At 68.6% G+C, this 18,862-nt stretch carries 18 protein-coding genes and 4 pseudogenes; 7 read left to right on the forward strand and 15 right to left on the reverse strand.

Going from position 1 to position 18,862, the window contains the following annotated elements; genetic code table 11:
• Window positions 1-500: 500 nt before the first annotated feature.
• Both ACFYZE_RS35615 and ACFYZE_RS35620 read right to left on the reverse strand, forming a co-directional pair.
• A complete protein-coding gene (locus ACFYZE_RS35615) occupies window positions 501-950 on the reverse strand; it encodes a MarR family winged helix-turn-helix transcriptional regulator (protein WP_389003714.1) in 450 nt (149 codons plus the stop codon).
• Between the two features lie 234 nt (window positions 951-1,184).
• Window positions 1,185-1,757: a TetR/AcrR family transcriptional regulator gene (locus ACFYZE_RS35620; protein WP_389003717.1), complete on the reverse strand. Its 573-nt coding sequence runs from the start codon at window positions 1,755-1,757 to the stop codon at window positions 1,185-1,187.
• Window positions 1,758-1,879: 122 nt separating this feature from the next.
• Here ACFYZE_RS35620 and ACFYZE_RS35625 point away from each other — a divergent pair, with 122 nt between their 5' ends.
• From ACFYZE_RS35625 to ACFYZE_RS35640, 4 genes and pseudogenes are all read left to right on the forward strand, one after another.
• The gene (locus tag ACFYZE_RS35625) at window positions 1,880-2,710 is read left to right on the forward strand and encodes an SDR family oxidoreductase (RefSeq protein WP_389003720.1); all 831 of its coding nucleotides are present in this window, start codon (window positions 1,880-1,882) and stop codon (window positions 2,708-2,710) included.
• 47 nt (window positions 2,711-2,757) lie between these two features.
• Window positions 2,758-3,345, forward strand: coding sequence for a cysteine hydrolase family protein (locus ACFYZE_RS35630; RefSeq protein WP_389003723.1), 588 nt, complete (start codon window positions 2,758-2,760; stop codon window positions 3,343-3,345).
• A gap of 183 nt (window positions 3,346-3,528) precedes the next feature.
• Window positions 3,529-4,143: pseudogene (locus ACFYZE_RS35635) on the forward strand (transposase); the annotation flags it as partial.
• Window positions 4,144-4,156: 13 nt separating this feature from the next.
• Window positions 4,157-4,525 (forward strand): annotated as a pseudogene (locus tag ACFYZE_RS35640) (transposase); the annotation flags it as partial.
• On the opposite strand, the gene ACFYZE_RS35645 reads toward ACFYZE_RS35640, so the two are convergent.
• The 5 genes and pseudogenes from ACFYZE_RS35645 to ACFYZE_RS35665 form a co-directional block, all read right to left on the reverse strand.
• Window positions 4,526-5,086 carry a transposase gene (locus ACFYZE_RS35645; protein WP_389003726.1) on the reverse strand — a complete coding sequence of 187 codons (561 nt, stop codon included), beginning with the start codon at window positions 5,084-5,086 and terminating at the stop codon, window positions 4,526-4,528. It lies immediately after the preceding pseudogene.
• Window positions 5,083-5,685, reverse strand: coding sequence for a helix-turn-helix domain-containing protein (locus tag ACFYZE_RS35650; protein ID WP_389003729.1), 603 nt, complete (start codon window positions 5,683-5,685; stop codon window positions 5,083-5,085). The genes ACFYZE_RS35645 and ACFYZE_RS35650 overlap by 4 nt, the downstream gene beginning before the upstream one ends.
• Before the next feature lie 388 nt (window positions 5,686-6,073).
• Window positions 6,074-6,625 (reverse strand): annotated as a pseudogene (gene hemQ / locus ACFYZE_RS35655) (hydrogen peroxide-dependent heme synthase); the annotation flags it as partial.
• Complete coding sequence (locus ACFYZE_RS35660) at window positions 6,556-8,202, reverse strand: nitrite/sulfite reductase (protein WP_389003732.1); 1,647 nt, start codon at window positions 8,200-8,202, stop codon at window positions 6,556-6,558. The gene ACFYZE_RS35660 and the pseudogene hemQ, both read right to left, overlap by 70 nt.
• Before the next feature lie 248 nt (window positions 8,203-8,450).
• On the reverse strand, window positions 8,451-9,287 hold the full coding sequence (locus ACFYZE_RS35665; protein WP_389003735.1) for a sulfurtransferase: 837 nt from the start codon (window positions 9,285-9,287) through the stop codon (window positions 8,451-8,453).
• 495 nt (window positions 9,288-9,782) lie between these two features.
• Between ACFYZE_RS35665 and ACFYZE_RS35670 the strand changes: the two genes are divergently transcribed.
• Window positions 9,783-10,064, forward strand: a complete 282-nt coding sequence (locus tag ACFYZE_RS35670; protein WP_389003738.1) for a transposase family protein — start codon at window positions 9,783-9,785, stop codon at window positions 10,062-10,064.
• Window positions 10,065-10,351: 287 nt separating this feature from the next.
• The gene (locus ACFYZE_RS35675) at window positions 10,352-10,588 is read left to right on the forward strand and encodes a hypothetical protein (RefSeq protein ID WP_389003741.1); all 237 of its coding nucleotides are present in this window, start codon (window positions 10,352-10,354) and stop codon (window positions 10,586-10,588) included.
• A gap of 712 nt (window positions 10,589-11,300) precedes the next feature.
• On the opposite strand, the gene ACFYZE_RS35680 is transcribed toward ACFYZE_RS35675, so the two are convergent.
• From ACFYZE_RS35680 to ACFYZE_RS35715, 8 genes and pseudogenes are all read right to left on the reverse strand, one after another.
• Entirely contained in the window at window positions 11,301-11,936 is a 636-nt protein-coding gene (locus ACFYZE_RS35680; protein ID WP_389003744.1) for a hypothetical protein, read from the reverse strand.
• Window positions 11,824-12,201 (reverse strand): hypothetical protein, encoded by a 378-nt coding sequence (locus ACFYZE_RS35685; RefSeq protein WP_389003747.1) that lies wholly within the window; start codon window positions 12,199-12,201, stop codon window positions 11,824-11,826. The genes ACFYZE_RS35680 and ACFYZE_RS35685 overlap by 113 nt, the downstream gene beginning before the upstream one ends.
• Before the next feature lie 189 nt (window positions 12,202-12,390).
• Window positions 12,391-12,627, reverse strand: a pseudogene (locus tag ACFYZE_RS35690) (hypothetical protein); the annotation flags it as partial.
• Between the two features lie 378 nt (window positions 12,628-13,005).
• Window positions 13,006-13,773 (reverse strand): ABC transporter ATP-binding protein, encoded by a 768-nt coding sequence (locus ACFYZE_RS35695; RefSeq protein ID WP_389003749.1) that lies wholly within the window; start codon window positions 13,771-13,773, stop codon window positions 13,006-13,008.
• A gap of 3 nt (window positions 13,774-13,776) precedes the next feature.
• The gene (gene mdlC, locus ACFYZE_RS35700) at window positions 13,777-15,384 is read right to left on the reverse strand and encodes a benzoylformate decarboxylase (RefSeq protein WP_389003752.1); all 1,608 of its coding nucleotides are present in this window, start codon (window positions 15,382-15,384) and stop codon (window positions 13,777-13,779) included.
• Window positions 15,381-16,226, reverse strand: coding sequence for an ABC transporter permease (locus ACFYZE_RS35705; protein ID WP_389003755.1), 846 nt, complete (start codon window positions 16,224-16,226; stop codon window positions 15,381-15,383). The genes mdlC and ACFYZE_RS35705 overlap by 4 nt, the downstream gene beginning before the upstream one ends.
• Window positions 16,223-17,023, reverse strand: coding sequence for an ABC transporter permease (locus ACFYZE_RS35710; protein ID WP_389003757.1), 801 nt, complete (start codon window positions 17,021-17,023; stop codon window positions 16,223-16,225). The genes ACFYZE_RS35705 and ACFYZE_RS35710 overlap by 4 nt, the downstream gene beginning before the upstream one ends.
• Window positions 17,020-17,988: an ABC transporter substrate-binding protein gene (locus ACFYZE_RS35715; RefSeq protein ID WP_389003760.1), complete on the reverse strand. Its 969-nt coding sequence runs from the start codon at window positions 17,986-17,988 to the stop codon at window positions 17,020-17,022. The genes ACFYZE_RS35710 and ACFYZE_RS35715 overlap by 4 nt, the downstream gene beginning before the upstream one ends.
• Before the next feature lie 458 nt (window positions 17,989-18,446).
• Between ACFYZE_RS35715 and ACFYZE_RS35720 the strand changes: the two genes are divergently transcribed.
• Window positions 18,447-18,812, forward strand: coding sequence for a hypothetical protein (locus ACFYZE_RS35720; RefSeq protein WP_389003763.1), 366 nt, complete (start codon window positions 18,447-18,449; stop codon window positions 18,810-18,812).
• Window positions 18,813-18,862: the final 50 nt, after the last annotated feature.

The following is an 18,862-nucleotide window of genomic DNA, read 5'->3' on the forward strand; positions in this document are numbered from 1 at the left end:
ATCCAAGGCCGCGACTGTCGTTTCCCCACGACCAGACCAACGACCCTCCACACCGAAAGTCACATGATCAACAACTTCTGTTAGGACCCCTTAGGGCATGACCATGCCCCTTCGGCCTGCGGCCTCGGCTGCGGGTCGCCATCGTGGTGCAGAGGTGCCCCATCGGTTCGTTCTCCGACGCGCCGGCCTCCACGTGGGCCTGCGAGCCCAGGGCCTCGACATATGCGTGCGCGCCGGGCGTTTCACCTCAGGCGTCGTTCCGATGAGGCTCCGGCATGCCGCCGACGGGGACTGCCGGTTCCACGTGTGCAAAGAGGCGACCTCCGGCTCCGATCCAGAGGTCCGCCGGTACTGGTCGAGAAGTGATTCTGCAGCAGGCAGACATCATAAACACCGACGACTTGTGGACAGTGCTGTGGGAAGTGTCGTCCCGGCGAGAGCGCCGACCTGTTCCCGATGGGGCAGCCGCGGACTGCCTTCGGCCAGTCGACGCAGGCCCTTCAAGGGGTGCTGTCGGCGATCCGGTTCATGAGCGCGGCAGCTTTGAGCAGGGTCTTGCGCTCGTCTGCCTCGAGTTGGGTTCTCAGCGCCGCCTCGAGCCAGGCTTCGCGGGCAGCCGGCATCGTCTCGACCAATGCCCGCCCCTCGGTTGTCGCGTGGATGAGCGTCTTCCGCCGGTCGGTGGGATCTTGGCTCGCGGTCACCAGTCCGTCGGCACGCAAGGCCGAGAGCGTCTCAGCCATGGACTGGCGGCGCACATGTTCCGCCGCTGCCAGGGCACTTATGGTCGTGGACCCTTCGGCGACGACGCGGGCCAAGGTGTTGATCTGTGACCAGGTCCAGCGCATTTCCTCAGGCGCCGACTCGGAACGCAGCCGGGCGCGCAGGCGCGTCATCGCCTTCATCAACTCGGCGGCGATCTCTGCTTCTGTCGTTGCTGCGCTACCCACCGGGCAAGAGTAGCCAGTAAGCAGGCCGCCTGGCATCTCGCACGTGAGCGCCGACGTTCGGCAACCGGCCCTCCGTGGAATTCCTCGCGTGATGACGTGAGCAACGCTGACGAGGTGGTGGAGCGGAACCAGGGGGAGGCGTCCTGGCCGAGGTTCTGCGTCCCCGGTGCCCACGCAGGGCCTGCGATGAGGGAAGGGGGTGAGCTACCGGGGTCTGGCCGGCAAGTTCCCCGATCAGGTCAGCGCGATCGAGGGGCGCGCCTGGAGCAGGCAGCGTTCGAGCCGCTGCAGAAAGCCGTCGAAGGCCTCGTCTTCGGGCCAGGTCTGGTATGCCGTGTTGAGGGCGGCCAGTGCGACGTTCACCTGCAGGGTCACGGTCAACTGGTCGGACTGAGCGGTACGGGCACCCGCCCACTCCCTGAGGTCGGCGAAGAACTGCTCGCCGAAGCTCTGTGCGGTCCGCGCGAAGGCAGGGGACTCCGCTTTGAGGCGGCGTTGCAGCGGCATGCGGTCGCGCAGGCTTGTGCACCACCCGGTCAGGATCGCAGTCAGCGCATCCCACAACGGCTCGTCCGTCGGGCGCTCGCGCATCGCCTGCTGCCAGTCTCGCCGCTCCTCGGGATCCGGGTCGAGGATCGCGGCCTCCTTGCTGGCGAAGTAATTGAAGAAGGTGGCGCGTGACACATTCGCTGCGGCGGCGATCTGCTCGACCGTCGTCGCATCGTAGCCCTGTTCCGCGAGCAGCCCCAGTGCGGCGTTCCGGACGGCGCGCCAGGTCGCCAGCTTCTTGCGTTCCCGCAGGTTCATGGTTCTTCGTTCCTCCCTTCAGGCCATCGTACGTCCCGGCAGTGAAATTTATGGACAGGTCTTTTTTTGGACTAGTCCAGATTTGTTGGGGTACGGTGGTGACCGACCCGGAGGGAGAAGACATGAGCAAGATCTGGTTCATCACCGGCACATCCCGCGGCATCGGCCGCGCGTTCGCCGAGTCCGCCCTGGAGCGCGGCGACAAGGTCGCCGCGACTGCCCGAGACACCGCCACCCTGGACGACCTGGTCGCCGAATACGGCGACGCGATCCTGCCGGTGCGGCTCGATGTCACCGACAAGGCCGCCGTCGACACCGCCGTCACGACCGCGCATGAAAAGTTCGGCCGCCTCGACGTCGTGGTCAACAACGCCGGCTACGGTCTGTTCGGCACCATCGAGGAGACCTCGCAGGAAGAGGCGCGCGCGCAGATGGAGACGAACTTCTTCGGCGCGCTGTGGGTGACGCAGGCCGTCCTGCCGATCCTGCGTGCTCAGGGAAGCGGTCACATCATCCAGATTTCGTCGGTCGGCGGCGTCGCCGCGTTTCCGACCATCGGCGTGTACAACGCGTCCAAGTGGGCGCTCGAGGCGCTGAGCGAGTCCCTCTCGCACGAGCTCACCATCGCCGGGACGGGCATCAAGATCACTATCGTGGAGCCGGGTGGCTTCACCACCGACTGGGCCGGCTCGTCCGCACGGCACGCCGAGCAGATCCCCGCGTACGACACGGTCCGTGAGGCCATCGCGGCCCAGATGGGCGATGCCAGCTACGCCGACCCGAGCGACGCGGGCGCCGCCCTGCTGCAGATCGTCGACGCGGAGGACCCGCCGCTGCGGGTGTTCTTCGGCACGGACGGCTTGGAAATCGCCGAGAACCTCTATGCCGACCGCCTGAAGACTTGGAGCGACTGGGCGCACGTCTTCCGGCGTGCGCAGGGCGTTCAGCAGTAGGCCCCACCCATTCCCGCAGTGACGAATCGCGACTAGGAGAACCACACATGGCCACCCCCGCGCTCGATCCCCAGCGGACCGCGCTGCTGGCGATGGACTTCCAGAACGGCATCGTCCAGACCATCCCAGAGCCGGATGCTCTGGTGGAAAGGGTCAAGGGCGCGATCGCCGACGTTCGCGCCGCCGGCGGCACCATCGGCTACGTCCGCGTCGCCTTCACCGAGGACGACTGGGGCACGGTCCCCGAGCGGAACAAGACCTTCAGCTCGGTCGCCGCCGCAAAGCTGATGCACCACGAGGACGAGTCGACCCAGATCGACGAGCGCATCGCCCCCGCCGACGGCGACATCGTCGTCCGCAAGGTCCGCTTCGGCGGCATCTCCACCACCGACCTCCATCAGCAGTTGGACGCCCGCGGCATCGACACCCTGATCCTCTCCGGGATCAGCACCAGTGGTGTCGTCCTGTCCACGCTCATGGACGCGGCCGACCGCGACTACCGCGTGTACGTCCTCACCGACGGCGTCGCCGACCACGACCCAGAGGTCAACCGGGTCCTGGTCGAGAAGGTGTTCCCCTCCCGGGCCCACCTCGTCGACACCGCCGGATTGCGGGAACTCCTGCGCACCGTCTGAACGACACGCTCCCACTCTCGGGCTGATGGAGTCCCGCCGCGTGGTGTAGCCGGTCCCAGCCGCGGGAACGCGCTGGTATCTGCCCGGGGCGTGCGCCCGCTGTCCGTGACCGCTCCCTGAACAAGGGCAGGCCATCGCGTAAGTCTCCCTGGTGAACCGGCAGTTCGACCGGCGGAGCACGCGATGGCCTTGTCCCAGTCTGACCTGATGCGGCTGCTGGAGTCACTCCGTACGGCCGACGGAGTTGAGACGATCAGGGTGCTGTGTGAGCGCATCCTGCAGGAGCTGATCGAGGCCGAGGCCACCGAGGTCATCGGTGCCGCCCCGGGCGAGCACTCCGAGAAGCGAACCACCTGGCGCAACGGCCACCGGGACAGGCTGCTGACCACCCAGGCCGGCGACCTCGATCTGAAGATCCCGAAGGTGCGGACCGGGTCGTTCTTCCCGTCGCTGCTGGAGCGGCGCCGGCGGATCGACCGGGCCTTGTTCGCCGTGGTGATGGAGGCATACGCGCACGGCGTGTCCACCCGCAGCGTGGACGACCTGGTCAAAGCACTCGGTGCGGACTCGGGGATCTCCAAGTCGGAGGTGTCGCGGATCTGCGGCGAGCTCGACGCCGAACTGGACGCGTTCAAAGAGCGGCCGCTGGACCACACCGTGTTCCCCTACGTCTTCCTGGACGCCACCTACTGCAAGGCCAGGGTGAACCACCGGATCGTGTCCCAGGCCGTGGTCATCGCCACCGGCATCTCCGCCACCGGGCACCGCGAGATCCTCGGGCTGATGGTCGGCGACAGTGTCCGCGTCCGCGGCCCAGGTGCGCATCCGTCTTCCCGTCGGCAGGCCCCGGACCCGGCCCGACGCCGTCGCCGCGGACAAGGCCTATTCGTCCCGCGCTAACCGCTCTTACCTGCGGAAACGCAACATCAAGGCAGTCATCCCGGAGAAGAAGGACCAGGCCGCCAACCGGAAGAAGAAGGGCAGCCGAGGCGGCCGCCCCACACGCCACGACGCCGATCTCTACCAAGAACGGAACGCCGTCGAGCGCCTGATCAACAAGCTGAAGGCCTGGCGGGGCATCGCGATTCGATACGACAAGACACCCGAGAGCTACCTTGCCGGCCTCCACCTCCGTGCCTCGTTGATCTGGATCAACGACCTCCTCAAGGCAACTGGTTGATCACGACATCACACAGGCCCTAGTGCTGCGTTCCTCAAAGGAAGTACACATAGCGGCGGCGTAAGCGCCTGGTGGGGGGTGCGGGTCTGCCCAGATCCAGGGTCGGGCGCGGGCGTTGAGCTGGGCTGTGGCCACTTCGGTGGCGTGGGTGATGTGGTCGCGGTCGCCGAAGGAGCGTCCGGCCAGGGCGGTCTTGCGGAAGATGCGCCACCAGCCCTCTTGGAGGTTGAGCCAGCAGGCGCCGACCGGGATGAAGACGTGCCTGATGCGGGGATGGTCCTCGAGCCAGGTCCGGGTGGACACGCTGTTGTGCGAGGACAGATTGTCGGTGATCACATAGATGTCCCCGACGGGGTTGGCGTCTTCTACCAGCTGAAGGAACTGCTGGTAGAAGACGCTGGTTCGGGAGGTGGCGGTCATCGTGAGCTCCTGGCCGTCGCGGATGCGTAAGGTGCCGTAGACCCAGGTCTTCTCCGGTCCGCGGGAGTAGTCGATCTCGTTCTTGATGCGGTGTCCGTCCGGTGACCAGCCCGGTGCCGGCGGGAAGGTGCGAGGGATCACCGGGCCGAGCTCGTCGGCGCAGACGACCGTCGCGCTGGCGGGCGGGCTGGTGTAGAGCTCGACGATCCGCGTCCTTTTCCCTCGAAGTCCGCATCTCTCGAGCGCGTCCACGAGCGCGTGCGTCGCCAGCGCACGCCCTCGGCCAGCAGGATCCGGCGCACCTGGGAGCGACTGACCTCGATGCCGCGGTCCCGGGCGGCGGCAGCCAGCGCGTCCAAGGTCCACTCCGAGGGCCCTGACTCGTCCGCGGCCCACATCTCGTTCGACGGCTGCACCTCCAGCCGCCCCGGCGGGGTCTGCTTGACCATCGCAATGATCCGGGAGCGTTCGGCCTCGGTGATCCTTCGCTTGCGGCCCTGCCCGCCCAGATCCTCCAGTCCCTCAAGCCCCGAGCGGTTGAAGCGGTGCAGCCAGCGACGCACGGTCTTTTGACTACACCTCACCTCGTCGGCGATCTGTGGGACCAGCCAGCCGTCCCAGCTCAGCTCGACCATCCGGCACCGCTCCACCAGAACCTTCGGCGCCTTCCTGGCAGCCGCCAGGCGGTGAACCACCACTTGCTCGCCCTCGTCACGTCCCGGCCGTGCCCTCAGCACCATGACTCAGCACCCGCCCCCGAGTACCCGCAACCGCCCCGCTACCAGCAGCTATACCCACCGAAAGCGGAATCCAGCACTAGTGGCGGTCCTGGCCGTGCTGTTCGCCTTGCCCGACAACCCCGACCCGGTGCCGGTGCCGGTGCCGGGTCGGGGTTGTGGGACTTCCGCTTGTTGTCCCTGGCCTCGTACGCCTTGCTCTGGGCGGTGCTCGGCGCGGCATTCGGGGCGCTGGGCCTGGGCGCCGGCATGCGAACGGCGGCGGTCACGCCGACCACCGCTCCCAGGCCACGGTAGTCTGACGGCCAGTCAGTACATCCCGGTGGTAGTTTTCCGTTCGGCCGCCCCTCTGCACGGGCGGCGAACGGATTCCCTCCAGAGAAGTGTTGGCTCAGGCCAGGTCGGCGATGAGCTCCGCCACTCGCTTGCGGCGGCCGGTGTAGAACGGCACCTCTTCGCGGACGTGCAGCCGCGCCTCGGAGTCGCGCAGGTGGCGCATGAGGTCGACGATGCGGTGCAGCTCGTCGGCCTCGAACGCCAGCAGCCACTCGTAGTCGCCGAGTGCGAAGGAGGCGACGGTGTTGGCGCGGACGTCCGGGAAGCCGCGAGCCATCTGGCCGTGCTCGGCCAGCATCGCGCGGCGCTTGTCATCTGGCAGCAGGTACCAGTCGTAGGAGCGCACGAAGGGGTACACACACATGTAGTCGCGGACGGCCTCGGTGAGGAAGGCAGGGATGTGGGACCGGTTGAACTCGGCCGGACGGTGCAGGGCCATGTTCGACCACACCGGCTCCAGCGCGCGCCCCAGCCTGGTACTGCGGAAGAGGTTGTACGCGTCCTGCAGTGCGTCCGGGCTTCCCGAGTGCCACCAGATCATGATGTCCGCATCGGCCCGCAGCCCGGACACGTCGTACGTGCCGCGCACGGTGACGTCCTTCGCCGCACGACGCGTTCGATGTAGTCGGGGAGTTCGTCGGCTGTGACCTTGTGGCCGCGGAGTTTGCGGCCGAAGCGGGCATCCATGCCCACGGCGCCCCCCAGGTGTACTTGGAATCCCTCTACCTGGCGCCCCTGCGAGTCGAGAACCAACTGCCCCTTAAGGCCGATGTCCGCGATCTGAATCCGAGCGCAGCTGTTGGGGCAGCCGTTCACACTGATGGTGAGAGGCTCCTCAAAGGACGGCAGCCGTCGTTCGAGCTCATCGATGAGGGCCGCTGCCCTTGCCTTGGTCTCCACGATCGCCAGCTTGCAGAACTCGATGCCGGTGCAGGCCATGGTGTTGCGCCGGAACGTGGAGGGCCGCACGTGCAGGCCGAGCGCTTCGACACCGTCGACGAGGCTTTCGACCTCGGCTTCGGGCACGTCGAGCAGCAGGATCTTCTGGTGCGCAGTGGTACGGACGCGCTGTGATCCGTGAGCGTCCGCGAGGTCGGCCAGGGCGACGAGGGTGCTGCCGAGGGGCCGGCCGACCACAGGGGCGGCGCCGATGTAGTAGCGGCCATCCCGTTGACGGTGGATACCCACGTGGTCACGGTTCCCCGTGGGCGCGGGTGGTGCCGGGCCATCGGTCAGAGTGCGCTGAAGGTACTCCTGTTCCAGGACCTGGCGGAACTTTTCGATTCCCCAGTCGACGACGAGAAACTTCATCCGTGCCCGGTTGCGTAGGCGGCGGTATCCGTAGTCGCGGAAGAGGGAGACGACGCCGGCCCAGATCTCCGGGACTTCCTCCAACGTGGCGAATACCCCGAGGCGTTGGGCCAGCATGGGGTTCGTCGACAGCCCGCCGCCCACCCAGACGTCGAATCCGGGGCCCAGTTCGGGGTGAACCACACCGATGAAGGACACGTCGTTGATCTCGTGAACGACGTCCTGCAGAGGCGAGCCGCTGATCGCTGTCTTGAACTTGCGAGGCAGGTTGGAGAATGCCGGATCGCCGATCCAGCGCCGGTGGATCTCCTCGATCGCCGGCGTGCCGTCGATGATCTCTTCGGCGGAGATGCCGGCGACCGGACTGCCCAGGAACACCCTGGTGGTGTCCCCGCAGGCCTGCGCCGTGGTGAGTCCCACCGACTCCAAGCGCCGCCAGATCTCCGGGACGTCCTCGATGCGGACCCAGTGCAGCTGGATGTTCTGCCGGTCGGTGATGTCAGCGGTGTTGCGGGCATAGTCGCGGGAGACCTCGCCGATCGTGCGCAGCTGTTCCGTGGTGAGCTGCCCGCCGTCGACGCGGATGCGCAGCATGAAGAACTCGTCATTCAGCTCATGTGGCTCCAGGCGGTTGGTCTTACCGCCGTCGATACCCGGCCGTCGCTGCGTGTACAGCCCCCACCAGCGCAGCCGGCCGCCGAGATCGACCGGGTCGATACTGGCGAAACCGCCGGTGGCGTAGATGGACTCGATACGGGAGCGGACATTGAGGCCGTCGTCGTCGAGCTTGAACTGCTCGTTCGCGTTGAGCGGGGCCTTCTCCCCCAGGGCCCATTGTCCTTCAGACCGCTGACCTGTCTCAGTCCGTCCCATCGAGGGCTTCGCCGGCTCTTCCTGGCATGTGCACGAAGAGTGCCCACGGCACGAGCGGACGGGAGCCAGGTCCAGGGTGGGGGCGGCCGGCGGTGTCACTAGATCTGCCGGCAGAGGCTGCTGCTGGTTGGCCATCTGCTGCTACTCCTTCGGATCTCGACCCAGAGCACCGGCTGGGGGCATCGGTGGCGGAAGCGGGGAACGGGGGAGGCGGTACCCGCTTCCGCCACCGGGATCGGGGTGGGGCGTTACTGGGCGGCGTGGGGCAGGGCGATGGGGACACCCACCAGGGAGCCGTACTCCGCCCAGGAGCCGTCGTAGTTCTTCACGCTCTCGTGACCGAGTAGCTCGTGCAGGACGAACCAGGTGTGCGCGCTGCGCTCGCCAATGCGGCAGTACACGATGGTCTCCCGCCCAGCGTCCACCTCCCCGTAGAGGGCGGCCAGTTCCTCGTCGGACTTGAAGGTGCCATCGTCGTTGGCGGCCTTCGACCACGGGACGTTGACCGCAGTGGGGATGTGGCCGCGCTGCATGGCGGCCTCCTGTATCAGATGGGCCGGGGCGCTGAGCTTGCCGGAGAACTCCTCCGGCGAGCGCACGTCGACCAGGTTGCGGGAGCCGATCGAGTTCAGAACCTCATCGCGCAGGGCGCGCAAGGAGGTGTCGGGCTTGGAGGCGACATATCGGGTCGCGGGCCGAGCCACCGTCTCGGTGACCAGCTCGCGGCCGTCCAGCTCCCACTTCTTGCGACCACCGTCGAGCAGCTTCACGTCCTGGTGACCGTAGAGCTTGAAGTACCAGTAGGCGAACGCGGCGAACCAGTTGTTGTTGCCGCCGTACAGCACGACGGTGTCGTCGTTGGCAATGCCTTTCCCGGAGAGCAGCGCCTCGAAGCCGGCCTGATCGACAAAGTCGCGGCGAACGGGGTCTTGCAGCTCGTTGCGCCAGTCGATGCGCACCGCGCCGCTGACGTGGTTCGTGTCGTAGGCGGTGGCGTCTTCATCGACCTCGACCAGGACGACCTTGGGATCATCCAGGTGAGCCTGAACCCAGTCAGTGTCTACGAGCACGTGTGTACGGCTCATGATGAGTGTCCCTTCCAAAGACGGGCCAGAGGCACATCTGGTGAGTCGTGGGTGGTAGTGACATCAAGAGGAGATGCTTTATCGTGCCGTCGATGCCCGGGTGGGCCATGGTGGTGGGAAGGTACGGGAAAGCCGCGACTTGCCGATCACCCGCTGGGTGGACGCCCGTGCGCCAGTGCGCGACGGCAGGAAGCTCCGTTGCCATACGCTCGACGCCAGAGCTCATGCCTCGATTGAAGCCAGAATTTTCCTCGTAGGCGAATTTATTGCCTGGATGGCAATACATGACGGGGTTGATCGCAGGCTGCTGCAGTTTCAGGAACGTTCGCTCCACCGGAGCGTCGCGGCCGAACGGCGCCGGAATCAGCCGCGGTGGGCGAGGCAGGGCGGTTGCAAGTTCCGGGGTCGTGCGGCTGGTCGGGTTGTGACCGGCTGGGGTGCATAGCAGGGCAGGCACGGGCTTCGTGATCATTGTGGTGTCTAAGCCCGATGATCATGAGGTGGCCCGTGCCTGCTGCTGCATCCTCTCCCATCCCTGCCGTGCTGGTGAAGCTCGGTCCGCTGGGCAGCGACCGGGTCGCCGATCTGCGCCCCTGCTTCGACTCGGTGCCCGACCCGCGCGCACGGCGGGGCCGGTGGTACTCGCTGACAGCGATCCTGCTGGTCTGTGCCTGCGCGGTCGTCTCGGGCCGGTGTGCCGGGCCCACCGGAAGGCGGCTGTGGGCACCTTTAGGCGCTTGGCTGCCTGGCTCGCGTCGTACTCGGTTCGTCGCATGAGATCACCTCTCGCTCGTTCGCCGGAAGCGGCGGACAGAACATGACAGAACACGCAAAAAGCTGTCAATACTCTCTGGAAATAGGCAAGTTGGACGCACACCGTTAGGACTGCGCCCGCGTACGCGAAGGAAAATCACCCGCCCGGGTGCCGCTCCAGACCAGGCCGGACCACCGTGGTGGGGTCGACCACAGGCCCGACCATGAGGCCGACCACGCCCGGCGCGACCCCCGACCGCGGCGCCGGCCCGGGCGTGTCCGAAGATTCGAACAAGCGATCTAATGCCGGTATGGACGTGACCGACTTCCCCGACGACCTGGTGCAGACGCAAGCCGCCTGGAACGCGACCTACCAAGCGCTCGCCGCACCCCGCCCCCGCGACACCACCGCCCTGCGCCGCCGCCTGCTGCTCCTGTCCGTCCGGCTGTGGTGGCACCCCTACTGGGAGACCGTCCCCTCGGTACCGGCGGCACGGTCCGAGCTGCGCCACCTCGCCCGCTCCCACGGAGCCGTCCGGGCCGCGTGACCGGTCGTCCCTTGCGGCCAGGAGCTCGAGGTTGCGGCAAGGGTTGCGCATATCTGTTGCGCTGGGGGTTGCGCCAAGAGTTGGGCTAGGTGTTGCGCGGCCCGCAGGACCGCCCCCGTGTCCGTGCAGGTCACCACGCTGTTTTGCCATGGCCGGCCTGCTGACATCTCCGTTGCGGCTGCTCTGCCCATGTCCCTTGGCTGGTGTGAAGGAGGAAGGGACGGGCGGGATGGGCGGCGCGGCCGCGGCCGGGGATCATGGCGCGCGCTCAGCCGGTTGCGCGTCGGCGGGGCCGCCGCGCCCGTGGCGCCGTCAGCGCGGCGGCGACGCCAGGCGGGGGACGTCGGTGGGGGAGAGGTCGGGGCGTGCACGGTGCAGGCGTGCGGGGTGGCGCCACCGGCCGGAGGCATCGCGGGCGACGTCGACGCCGACTTCCACCACCAGTTCCGGTTCCACCAGCGTGACGTCCAGCGTCTCCCGGCTGCCCCACCCGGCGGAGAACGACCAGCCCGTCCACGGATGCCCGTCCTGCGGCGGGGCGAGTAGTCCGGCGACCGTGCTGCTCGCTGTCCGGGCGAGAGTGGTGGTGCGGCCGACGTACTGAAGGCGGCCACGGTCGTCGAACCTGCCGAGCAGCGGTGCGCGGAGAGGCGAGTGTGCCGGTGACCGCGCCGACGATCGCCTCGGTGGTCTCGCGCACCTTGTACTTCCGTCACCCGCGCACCGCAGGCTCGTACGCGCTGTCCAACCGCTTGAACAGCACGCCCTCCATCCCGACCGACGCCCACGTCAGCCACTCACGCACGGTGTCCGGGTCGGTGGTCGACGGGCAGAGCACCCACGGGGCCGACAGCCGGCGCGCGGTGAACACGGACTCGAGCGCCGCCCTGCGCCGCCGATACGGCCATCCGGTCGTGTCGGTCCCGGACAGCCGCAGCAGATCGAACGCGACGAAGTGGGCCGGCCACTCGGCAGCCGCCCGGGCCGCCCTGGCGCCGCGCCGCTGAAGCCGGTTCTGCAGCTGCTCGAAGGCCAGTCGTCCCGCGGTGTCCCATACGACCAGCTCTCCGTCCAGCGCGGTCGCGTCCGGCAGCTGCGCGGCGCCGGCCCCAATCTCCGGAAACGCCGGAAGCATCTCGGTGCCGCGCCTGGAGCGCAGCACCACCCGGCCCGAGTCGACCGAGACCAGGGCCCGGAACCCATCCCACTTCGGCTCCGCCGCCCAGCCTTGCCTTTCACCGCCAGGCGGGATTGAGGTTCGGCAGCCATGGCCCGAACAAGGACTCGTACTCGTCGCCGGTCCTGACGGTGAGTACGAAATCAGGCGCGGTAACTGAAACCGCAGCATGCAGGCGAGCCAGCAAAGCCGGGACGGATCCGAGCTTCATGCCCAGCGCCGACGTCAGGCGCACTCGGGCAGCGCTGATTTCTGTTTCGTCCCTGAGCTCGTCGCGGCCAAGGTGGGCTGCGGTCGTCCGCATAACCTCCAGATCGCCGGATCCGGAGAACTTCAGGCGGTCCCGCCAGGACGGCAGTCCAATGATGATCTCCAGGGCTTCGGCCAGGCTCTGGCCGATCAGCCCAGCCTGTCCCTCGGAGGTGGCATACAGCACGGGCCGAGCCGCGTCGCGATCACCACAGAGGAAGAACGTCCCCCGGTGAAGTCGTCAGCAACACCGTGTAGGGCAACCCCGGACGGCAGCCGGAGAGGCTCACTGTGATCGCTACGCGAGAGATCGAATTCGCAAACCTGCCACAGCAACTCAGCGAGCGCAGACTCCCGTCGGATCGAGTCCAGGACTTCATCGTCGCTCGTCACACAGTGGGCGATAACAGCACCTCGACTCACTCCTTCCATTTTGGAGCATCAGCCTGGTTCGGGCCGGATCACGCCCTGAGAAGGTGCGTCTGCGGAGGAGGTCGAGGTTGGCCCGGCCGAAGCCCAGGCGCTTGAGGAGCTTGGCTCTGGTCACGTGTCCCTCGAACTGGCCAGAGCTCCAGGGCGTGGACAGGCCGGCGGTGACCGCGTCCAGGTCCCTTTTCACGAACCGCCGTGTCACCTTGGCAGGGGGAGCATTTCGCCGTTCTCCTTGGTGAAGACGCGTTCGGACTCCGCCCGGGCACCCCCAATTCCTCTCGGCCTGTCCTGCTGAGCACGGTGCCGCTTGGGGGCCCGGACCGTGTCGGAGTCCAGCGCGATGGTCCGCGTGCCGGCGTCGGACTTGGGGTCGTCCCCCGTACACCCTTCCATCCGTCCACCACGAGTTGCTCGGCGATGGTGATGAGACCGGCGTCCTCGTCGCAGCCCCCGGAACGCGATCAGCGACGTGTTGGTTGTCGTCCAGTCGCGGCCGCAGGGTCGGGGCAACCAGCCACGACGGCACCGCAGACGACAGACGGCACATCGTCGCAGTTGCTCATTCCGGCCCTCCCGGCGGAGTGTTTCGCACCGCCCGTCCCACCTCCGTGCGCAGCGCCACGAAACCGGGAGAGCTGCGCGTGGTGATCTGGTCACGCTCGTCCGGCAGGGCGACCAGCAGGTCCCGGACGACACGGGAGCCGGGGCCGGGAGAGAGGACGACGACACGGTCGCCCACGTACACGCTCTCGTCGATGTCGTGGGTGACGAACACGATGGTCGTGTCGTCGGCGCGATGGACCTCGAGCAGCAGGTCCTCCAGATCCTCGCGGGTGCCCGCGTCCAGCGAGCCGAACGGCTCGTCCATGAGCAGCAGTGAGGGCCGGGAGACGAGGGCGCGGGCGATGGCGACGCGCTGCTGCATACCTCCGGACAGCTCCCGGGGATGGCGCCGGGCGACCCCGTGCAGCCCGACCCGTTCGAGGATCGTCTCGGCCTCGGCCCGGCGGGCGGCGCGGGCCAGATCCCGACGACGCAACGGCAGGGCCACGTTGTCACGGACAGTGAGCCACGGCAGCAGCGATCGGCCGTACTCCTGGAAGACCACCGCGAGCCGCTCCGGCACGCCGGTCACCGGTGTCCCGTCGACTGTGACCGTGCCGTCTTGTGCGGGCAGCAGCCCGGCGATGATGCGCAGCAGCGTGGACTTGCCGCAGCCGGAGGGCCCGACCACGCTGAGGAGTTGCCCGTCGGGCACGATCAGGCTGATCCTGTCCAGGACGTGCTGGTCTCCGAAGTGCCGGCTGACGGAATCGAGGCGCAGCATCCCTCACCCGGCCCAGGGCTCGTACAAGGTGCCCGCGCTGCCAGTCACCGCGACGTTCAGCAGGAAGGGGCCGGTGTCGTCGCCCCGGCCCAGGGCGTGGTCCAGGGCGGCCGGCAGCTCCTCGGGGTGCTCGACGCGGGCCGCGGGGCAGCCGAAGGACTCCGCGAGTGCTGTGAAGTCGATACCCGTGATGTCCGTGCCGGGGACGGGCGCGATGCCGATCCGGCGGCCCAGCGCGCGGACGGCCGCGTAACCGCCGTTGTCCAGAAGGACGTAGGTGACCGGTGCCGTGTGGCGGGCCGCGGTCCACAGGGCCTGCACCGAGTACAGTGCCGAGCCGTCCCCGACCACGCACACCACCCGGCGCCTGTCGGCGAGGGCCCGGCCCACCGCGAGGGGCAGGCCCCAGCCGAGCGCTCCGCTGCCCGTGGTGAGGAAGCCGCCGCTCAGTTCGATGGGCACGCGTGCGTGCAGCGCGTCACGGTGGCTCGGTGCCTCTTCTACGAGGACCCGGTCGCGCGGCAGCCGGGCACGCAGCAGGTCGAAGATCAGCTCCGGGGTGATGTGTCCCTCGGCGCGGGCCGGGACGGGGGCCGGCCGGGGCGGCGGCGGGGCGCGGTCGGGCTCTTTCAGCAGCCAGTTAAGCCTTTCCAGGGCGGGCCGCAGGGTGGTGACGATGCTGGTGCCGGTGGGCAGCCAGGCGGCCTGGCAGGGGTCGCAGTCCAGATGGAACAGCTCGGTACCGGGCGCGAGCGGCGGACCGCCGTCCGCCACGTGATAGGTGAACACTGGTGCGCCGAGGGCGACTACCACGTCGTAGGGCGCGAGACGCGCGGACAGTTGGCGGGCGACCGGCGGCAGGAAGCCCTGGAACAGTGGATGCGACTCGGGGAAGCCGGAGCGGCCGGAGAGCGGGCTGATCCACACCCCGGCCCGGATCCGCTCGGCCAGCGCCCGCACCTGTTCCAGCGCGTCCTCGTCGTCCACGCCCGGACCGACCACGAGCGCCGGGCGCCCACAGGTCTCCAGCCGGGCGGCGAGCGCGTCGAGGGCGGCCGGGGCGGCCGTGAAAGCCGAGTGCAGCGTGCGGGGCGTGACGGGCTCGGCGGGCCGGTCCCAGTCGTCCTCGGGCACGGACACGAACACTGGGCCGCGTGGCGGCGCCATCGCGACCCGGTACGCCTCGGCGAGCACGGCCGGCACGTCCTCGGGCCGCTCCGGCTGGCGCGCGGACTTGACGTACGGGCGCGGGAACAGGGCCGGTTCGTCGGCGCCGAGGAACGGTCGCAGCTGGATCAGCGAGCGCGCCTGCTGACCCGCCACGATGACCAGCGGCACCCGGTCGCGGAAGGCGTTGAAGATCGTGCCGAGCGCGTGCCCCACTCCGCCGGCCGAGTGCAGGCTGACGAACGCGGCCCGCCGGGTGCCGAGCGCGTGCCCGGCCGCCATGCCGACGGCGACGGACTCCTGCAGACCCAGCACATAGATGAAGTCGTCCGGCCAGTCGCGGAACATCCGCAGTTCCGTGGAGCCCGGATTGCCGAAGACCGTGGTCATGCCGGTGTCGCGCAGAAACCGTACGACCGCCTCGCGCACGGTGGTTGTTGTCACGCTGTCCTCCCTGCAGACGATCCCGGGCCGACGAGCCGCTTCTCGACCGCCAGCAGTCCGGTGTTGAGGAGATACCCGAGTGCGCCGAGCAGCAGCAGCGCCGACCACACCGTGAGCAGGTCGGAGCGCGTCTGGGCGTCGGTGAGCGTGAACCCGATGCCGTCGTCACTGCCCGGCAGCAGCTCCGAGAACACCATCAGGATCAGGCACAGCGACAGGCTGAGCCGGAGCCCCGCGAAGATCCGGGGCACCGCCGAGGGCAGGATCAGGAACCACAGCCGTTCGGTTGCCGTCAGCCGCAGCACGGCCGCCACCTGGAGCCGCAGCGGATCAGTGGCACGGGCGCCCTCGGCCGAGTTGATCAGCACCGGCCACACGGCGCCGAACACGATCGACGCCACCTGCATGGGCGTACCGACATCGAAGACGACGACGAAGACCGGCACCAGCGCGGGCGGCGGCACGGCCCGCGCGAACTGGAGCACCGGGTTGCACAGCGCGTACGCCCGGCGTGAGCGGCCCAACGCGATCCCCAGGGCGATCCCGGCGACGGCGGCGAGCGTGAACCCGGCCGCCATTCGGCCCAGGCTCGGCAGGATGGTGCCGACCGCGCCCGAGGTGAGGAACAGATGGCCGACAGGGCCCGAGAACCACAGGTCGCGAGCGTGCCTGGCGATCCGCAGCGGCGGCGGGAAGTACACACTGTCCTGCGCACGGGCGGCCAGTTCCCAGCAGAGGACGGCGCCGAGGAACACCGACCAGCGGAGCAGGAAGGGCACGGCGGGGGTGCGAGGCGAGCCGGGTGCGGATCCGGACTGTGCGTTGCCCTGCGTCTGCGTCATGGTCGGCCCCGCTCCGACTTCCCCGACGCTGGGCGGGGTTCCTGCGTCCAGGCGAACAACCGCCGCTCGGCGCCGACCAGTACGCCGTTGATCACCAGCCCGAGGCCGCCTGCCCACACCACCCCGGCCAGCACGTCCCGCGTGCCGTCGGTCCCGGTCTGGGCCTGGGCGATGAAGATGCCGAGGCCCTGGCCGAAGCCGGAAAGGATCTCCGTCGCGACGGCGAGGATCAGGGCGACCGCGGCCGAGATCCGCACGCCGGCGGCGATGAACGGGGCGGTGGCCGGCAGCTCCACCCGCAGCAGTACCGCGAGCCGGCCGAACCCGAAGGCGCGCAGGGTGTCCCTGGCCAGCGGGTCGGTCTCGCCGAGGCCGTAGACGGTGTTGAACAGCACCGGCCACAGCGAGGCGTACGCGATCAGAGTCACCTCCGTCTGTGTGCCCGACCCGAGCAGCAGTGACACCAGGGGGATCAGCGCGACGGACGGCAGGGGCCGCAGGAACTCGATCACGGCGCGTGCGGCGGCCTCTGCCACCGGCACCGCGCCCAGCAGCAGTCCCAGCGGCACCGCGAGCGCACAAGCAAGCCCGAGGCCGAGCGCCCACGCCCGCAGGGTCACCCCGATCCCGCCGAGAAAGACCGGGTCACCCGCCAACTGCGCGGCGCGGACGAGGACTTCGGATGCGGGCGGCAGATAGCTGCGCCGGACGATCCCCGCCCGGGCCACCGCCTCACACATCCCGAAGGCCACCGCTGCGCCGAGCAGACCCAGAAGGAGTTCCTGACGCCGTTTCATTTCACCAGCAGGAGTGCCGGGTCGATGTCCTTGCTCAGCATTCCCTGGGTGCGCATGAGCCGGATGAGCCGGAGCAGGGCGGACGGATCGGCGGCCGATGGATAGGCCGGCAGGTGGATCGACGCGGCTTGGTCCGCGGTCACCTTGGTGTACTTGGGCAGTTCGGTGCGCACAGCCGCCGGGTCCTCGGCAGCCAGCTTGGACGCCGCCTCGACGGCACGCCGGAAGCCCGCTGCCGCCTTTGGGTTCTTCTTCACGAAGTCGGCCGTGGTGATGTACCCGCTGGCGGGCAGGCCCCTCGCCGGCCCCGAACCGCCATCGAGCAGCACCCTCGCGCCCAGCTCGCCCTGGATGGCCGTGTCGAAGGGCTCGACCGCGTGTACGGCGTCCACCTGGCCCCTCTGCAGAGCGGGACCCATCTGCGGGAACAGGATCTGCCGGTAGACGGGGCGCCCGGCGTGCCGGGCGTCGAGGATCGCGTTCAGGGTCAGGGACTGGATGTTGTTCAGGACGGCGACGGCGACCTTCTTGCCGACGAGGTCCGCGGGCGACTTCAGGGCAGAGTCCTTACGCACGAGGACATCCATCATGTGAGGGGCGATCCGCACGCCCTCGGCCAGAATGCGCAGGTCCAGGGTGCCCTTCTCGTACGCCTGGAAGTAGGTGACGTAGTTCGCGCTCGCGATGACGTCCACCTGGCCCTTGAGCAGCGCGGGCAGCGCCTGGATGCTCTGCTGCACGGGCTGGATGCGCACGTCCAGGCCCTCCTTGGCGAACAACCCACGGTCCCGGGCCAGATAGAGGGCGGCGGAGTCGGTGAGCGGCAGTGCCGCCACGGTCAGCTGCTGCCGGCCGTCACCGGAGTGCGGTGTGCCGCCGCTGTCACAGCCCACCAGGACCAGCGCCGCGGCGGCGACGAGGGCGGCGAGGCGTTTGGTTCCCGAACGCGATCGACGTAAAGGCATGTCGGCATGACTACCCCGAATTTGTCATGATCGCTACATATCCGGGGCGGGCTTCGGGGTCTTTGGAGAAATGCGAACCGAGCGCCGGGCAGCTGCGCAAGCCGGGCGGGGGAGTGCAGCGGGGGGTGGGGCGCGTTAGCGTGCCGCACCGAGGCGGTTCGTCCGCAGGGCGCCGTCGAGTACCACTGTTCGCGCAGTCTCCCCTGGTCGGGGGCCTGTGATGCGTGCGCGATGCGTGAGCGCACCGTCCGGCATGGGGCGTCACGAGGGGGAGCAAGCACACAGCCGCGTGACGCTGACCAGGTAAGACAGCATGGCACAGTAGCTCCCGGCACCACCCGGCAAGTATTCGATCCGACTCCTAAGTGGTCGGCTCGCCCACTCGAATCCTCACCCATACCTATCAGATCAAATAGTGAAAAATTGACACGCAGGGAGGTGATGGGCGGGAGGCAAGGATGGATCTGGACGCTGTCGCCGATGAGCTGTACGCCCTGGCCCAGGGCGACTTCACAGCCGCCAGCGATGAGCGTGCCAAGGCCGCGCGAGCTGCCGGCGACCGGGAGCTGGCCGAGCAGATCCGCCGCCTACGGCGCCCTACCCTGGCGGCGTGGGCGAGCAACCTGCTGGTGCGCGAGCAGCCGGACGAAGTGCAGCGTCTTCTGCAACTGGGTGAGGCGCTGCGCCAGGCCCACAAGAATCTTGACGGTGAGCAGCTGCGGGAACTCTCCGCGCAGCAGCACCAGGTCACCTTCGCTCTGGTCCGGCAGGCCTCCCAGCTACTGACCCTCAAAGCGTGGTGTCGTAGGGCTGACGCCTCATGATCCCTGCGGTATGCCGACTGCATGAGGTATGCGCAAGGTGGCGGACTGAC

The organism is Streptomyces sp. NPDC001796 (genome assembly GCF_042892355.1).
GTDB lineage: Bacteria > Actinomycetota > Actinomycetes > Streptomycetales > Streptomycetaceae > Streptomyces.

Bases quoted from the DNA above. Each gene is read 5' to 3' on its own strand.
- ACFYZE_RS35705 (WP_389003755.1), bottom strand. From the start codon at position 16,226: ATGACGCAGACGCAGGGCAACGCACAGTCCGGATCCGCACCCGGCTCG.
- ACFYZE_RS35650 (WP_389003729.1), bottom strand. From the start codon at position 5,685: ATGGTGCTGAGGGCACGGCCGGGACGTGACGAGGGCGAGCAAGTGGTG.
- ACFYZE_RS35715 (WP_389003760.1), bottom strand. From the start codon at position 17,988: ATGCCTTTACGTCGATCGCGTTCGGGAACCAAACGCCTCGCCGCCCTC.
- ACFYZE_RS35660 (WP_389003732.1), bottom strand. From the start codon at position 8,202: ATGGGACGGACTGAGACAGGTCAGCGGTCTGAAGGACAATGGGCCCTG.
- ACFYZE_RS35620 (WP_389003717.1), bottom strand. From the start codon at position 1,757: ATGAACCTGCGGGAACGCAAGAAGCTGGCGACCTGGCGCGCCGTCCGG.
- ACFYZE_RS35625 (WP_389003720.1), top strand. From the start codon at position 1,880: ATGAGCAAGATCTGGTTCATCACCGGCACATCCCGCGGCATCGGCCGC.
- ACFYZE_RS35680 (WP_389003744.1), bottom strand. From the start codon at position 11,936: ATGCTGCGGTTTCAGTTACCGCGCCTGATTTCGTACTCACCGTCAGGA.
- ACFYZE_RS35710 (WP_389003757.1), bottom strand. From the start codon at position 17,023: ATGAAACGGCGTCAGGAACTCCTTCTGGGTCTGCTCGGCGCAGCGGTG.
- ACFYZE_RS35695 (WP_389003749.1), bottom strand. From the start codon at position 13,773: ATGCTGCGCCTCGATTCCGTCAGCCGGCACTTCGGAGACCAGCACGTC.
- ACFYZE_RS35665 (WP_389003735.1), bottom strand. From the start codon at position 9,287: ATGAGCCGTACACACGTGCTCGTAGACACTGACTGGGTTCAGGCTCAC.
- ACFYZE_RS35720 (WP_389003763.1), top strand. From the start codon at position 18,447: ATGGATCTGGACGCTGTCGCCGATGAGCTGTACGCCCTGGCCCAGGGC.
- ACFYZE_RS35670 (WP_389003738.1), top strand. From the start codon at position 9,783: ATGAGGTGGCCCGTGCCTGCTGCTGCATCCTCTCCCATCCCTGCCGTG.
- ACFYZE_RS35675 (WP_389003741.1), top strand. From the start codon at position 10,352: ATGGACGTGACCGACTTCCCCGACGACCTGGTGCAGACGCAAGCCGCC.
- ACFYZE_RS35630 (WP_389003723.1), top strand. From the start codon at position 2,758: ATGGCCACCCCCGCGCTCGATCCCCAGCGGACCGCGCTGCTGGCGATG.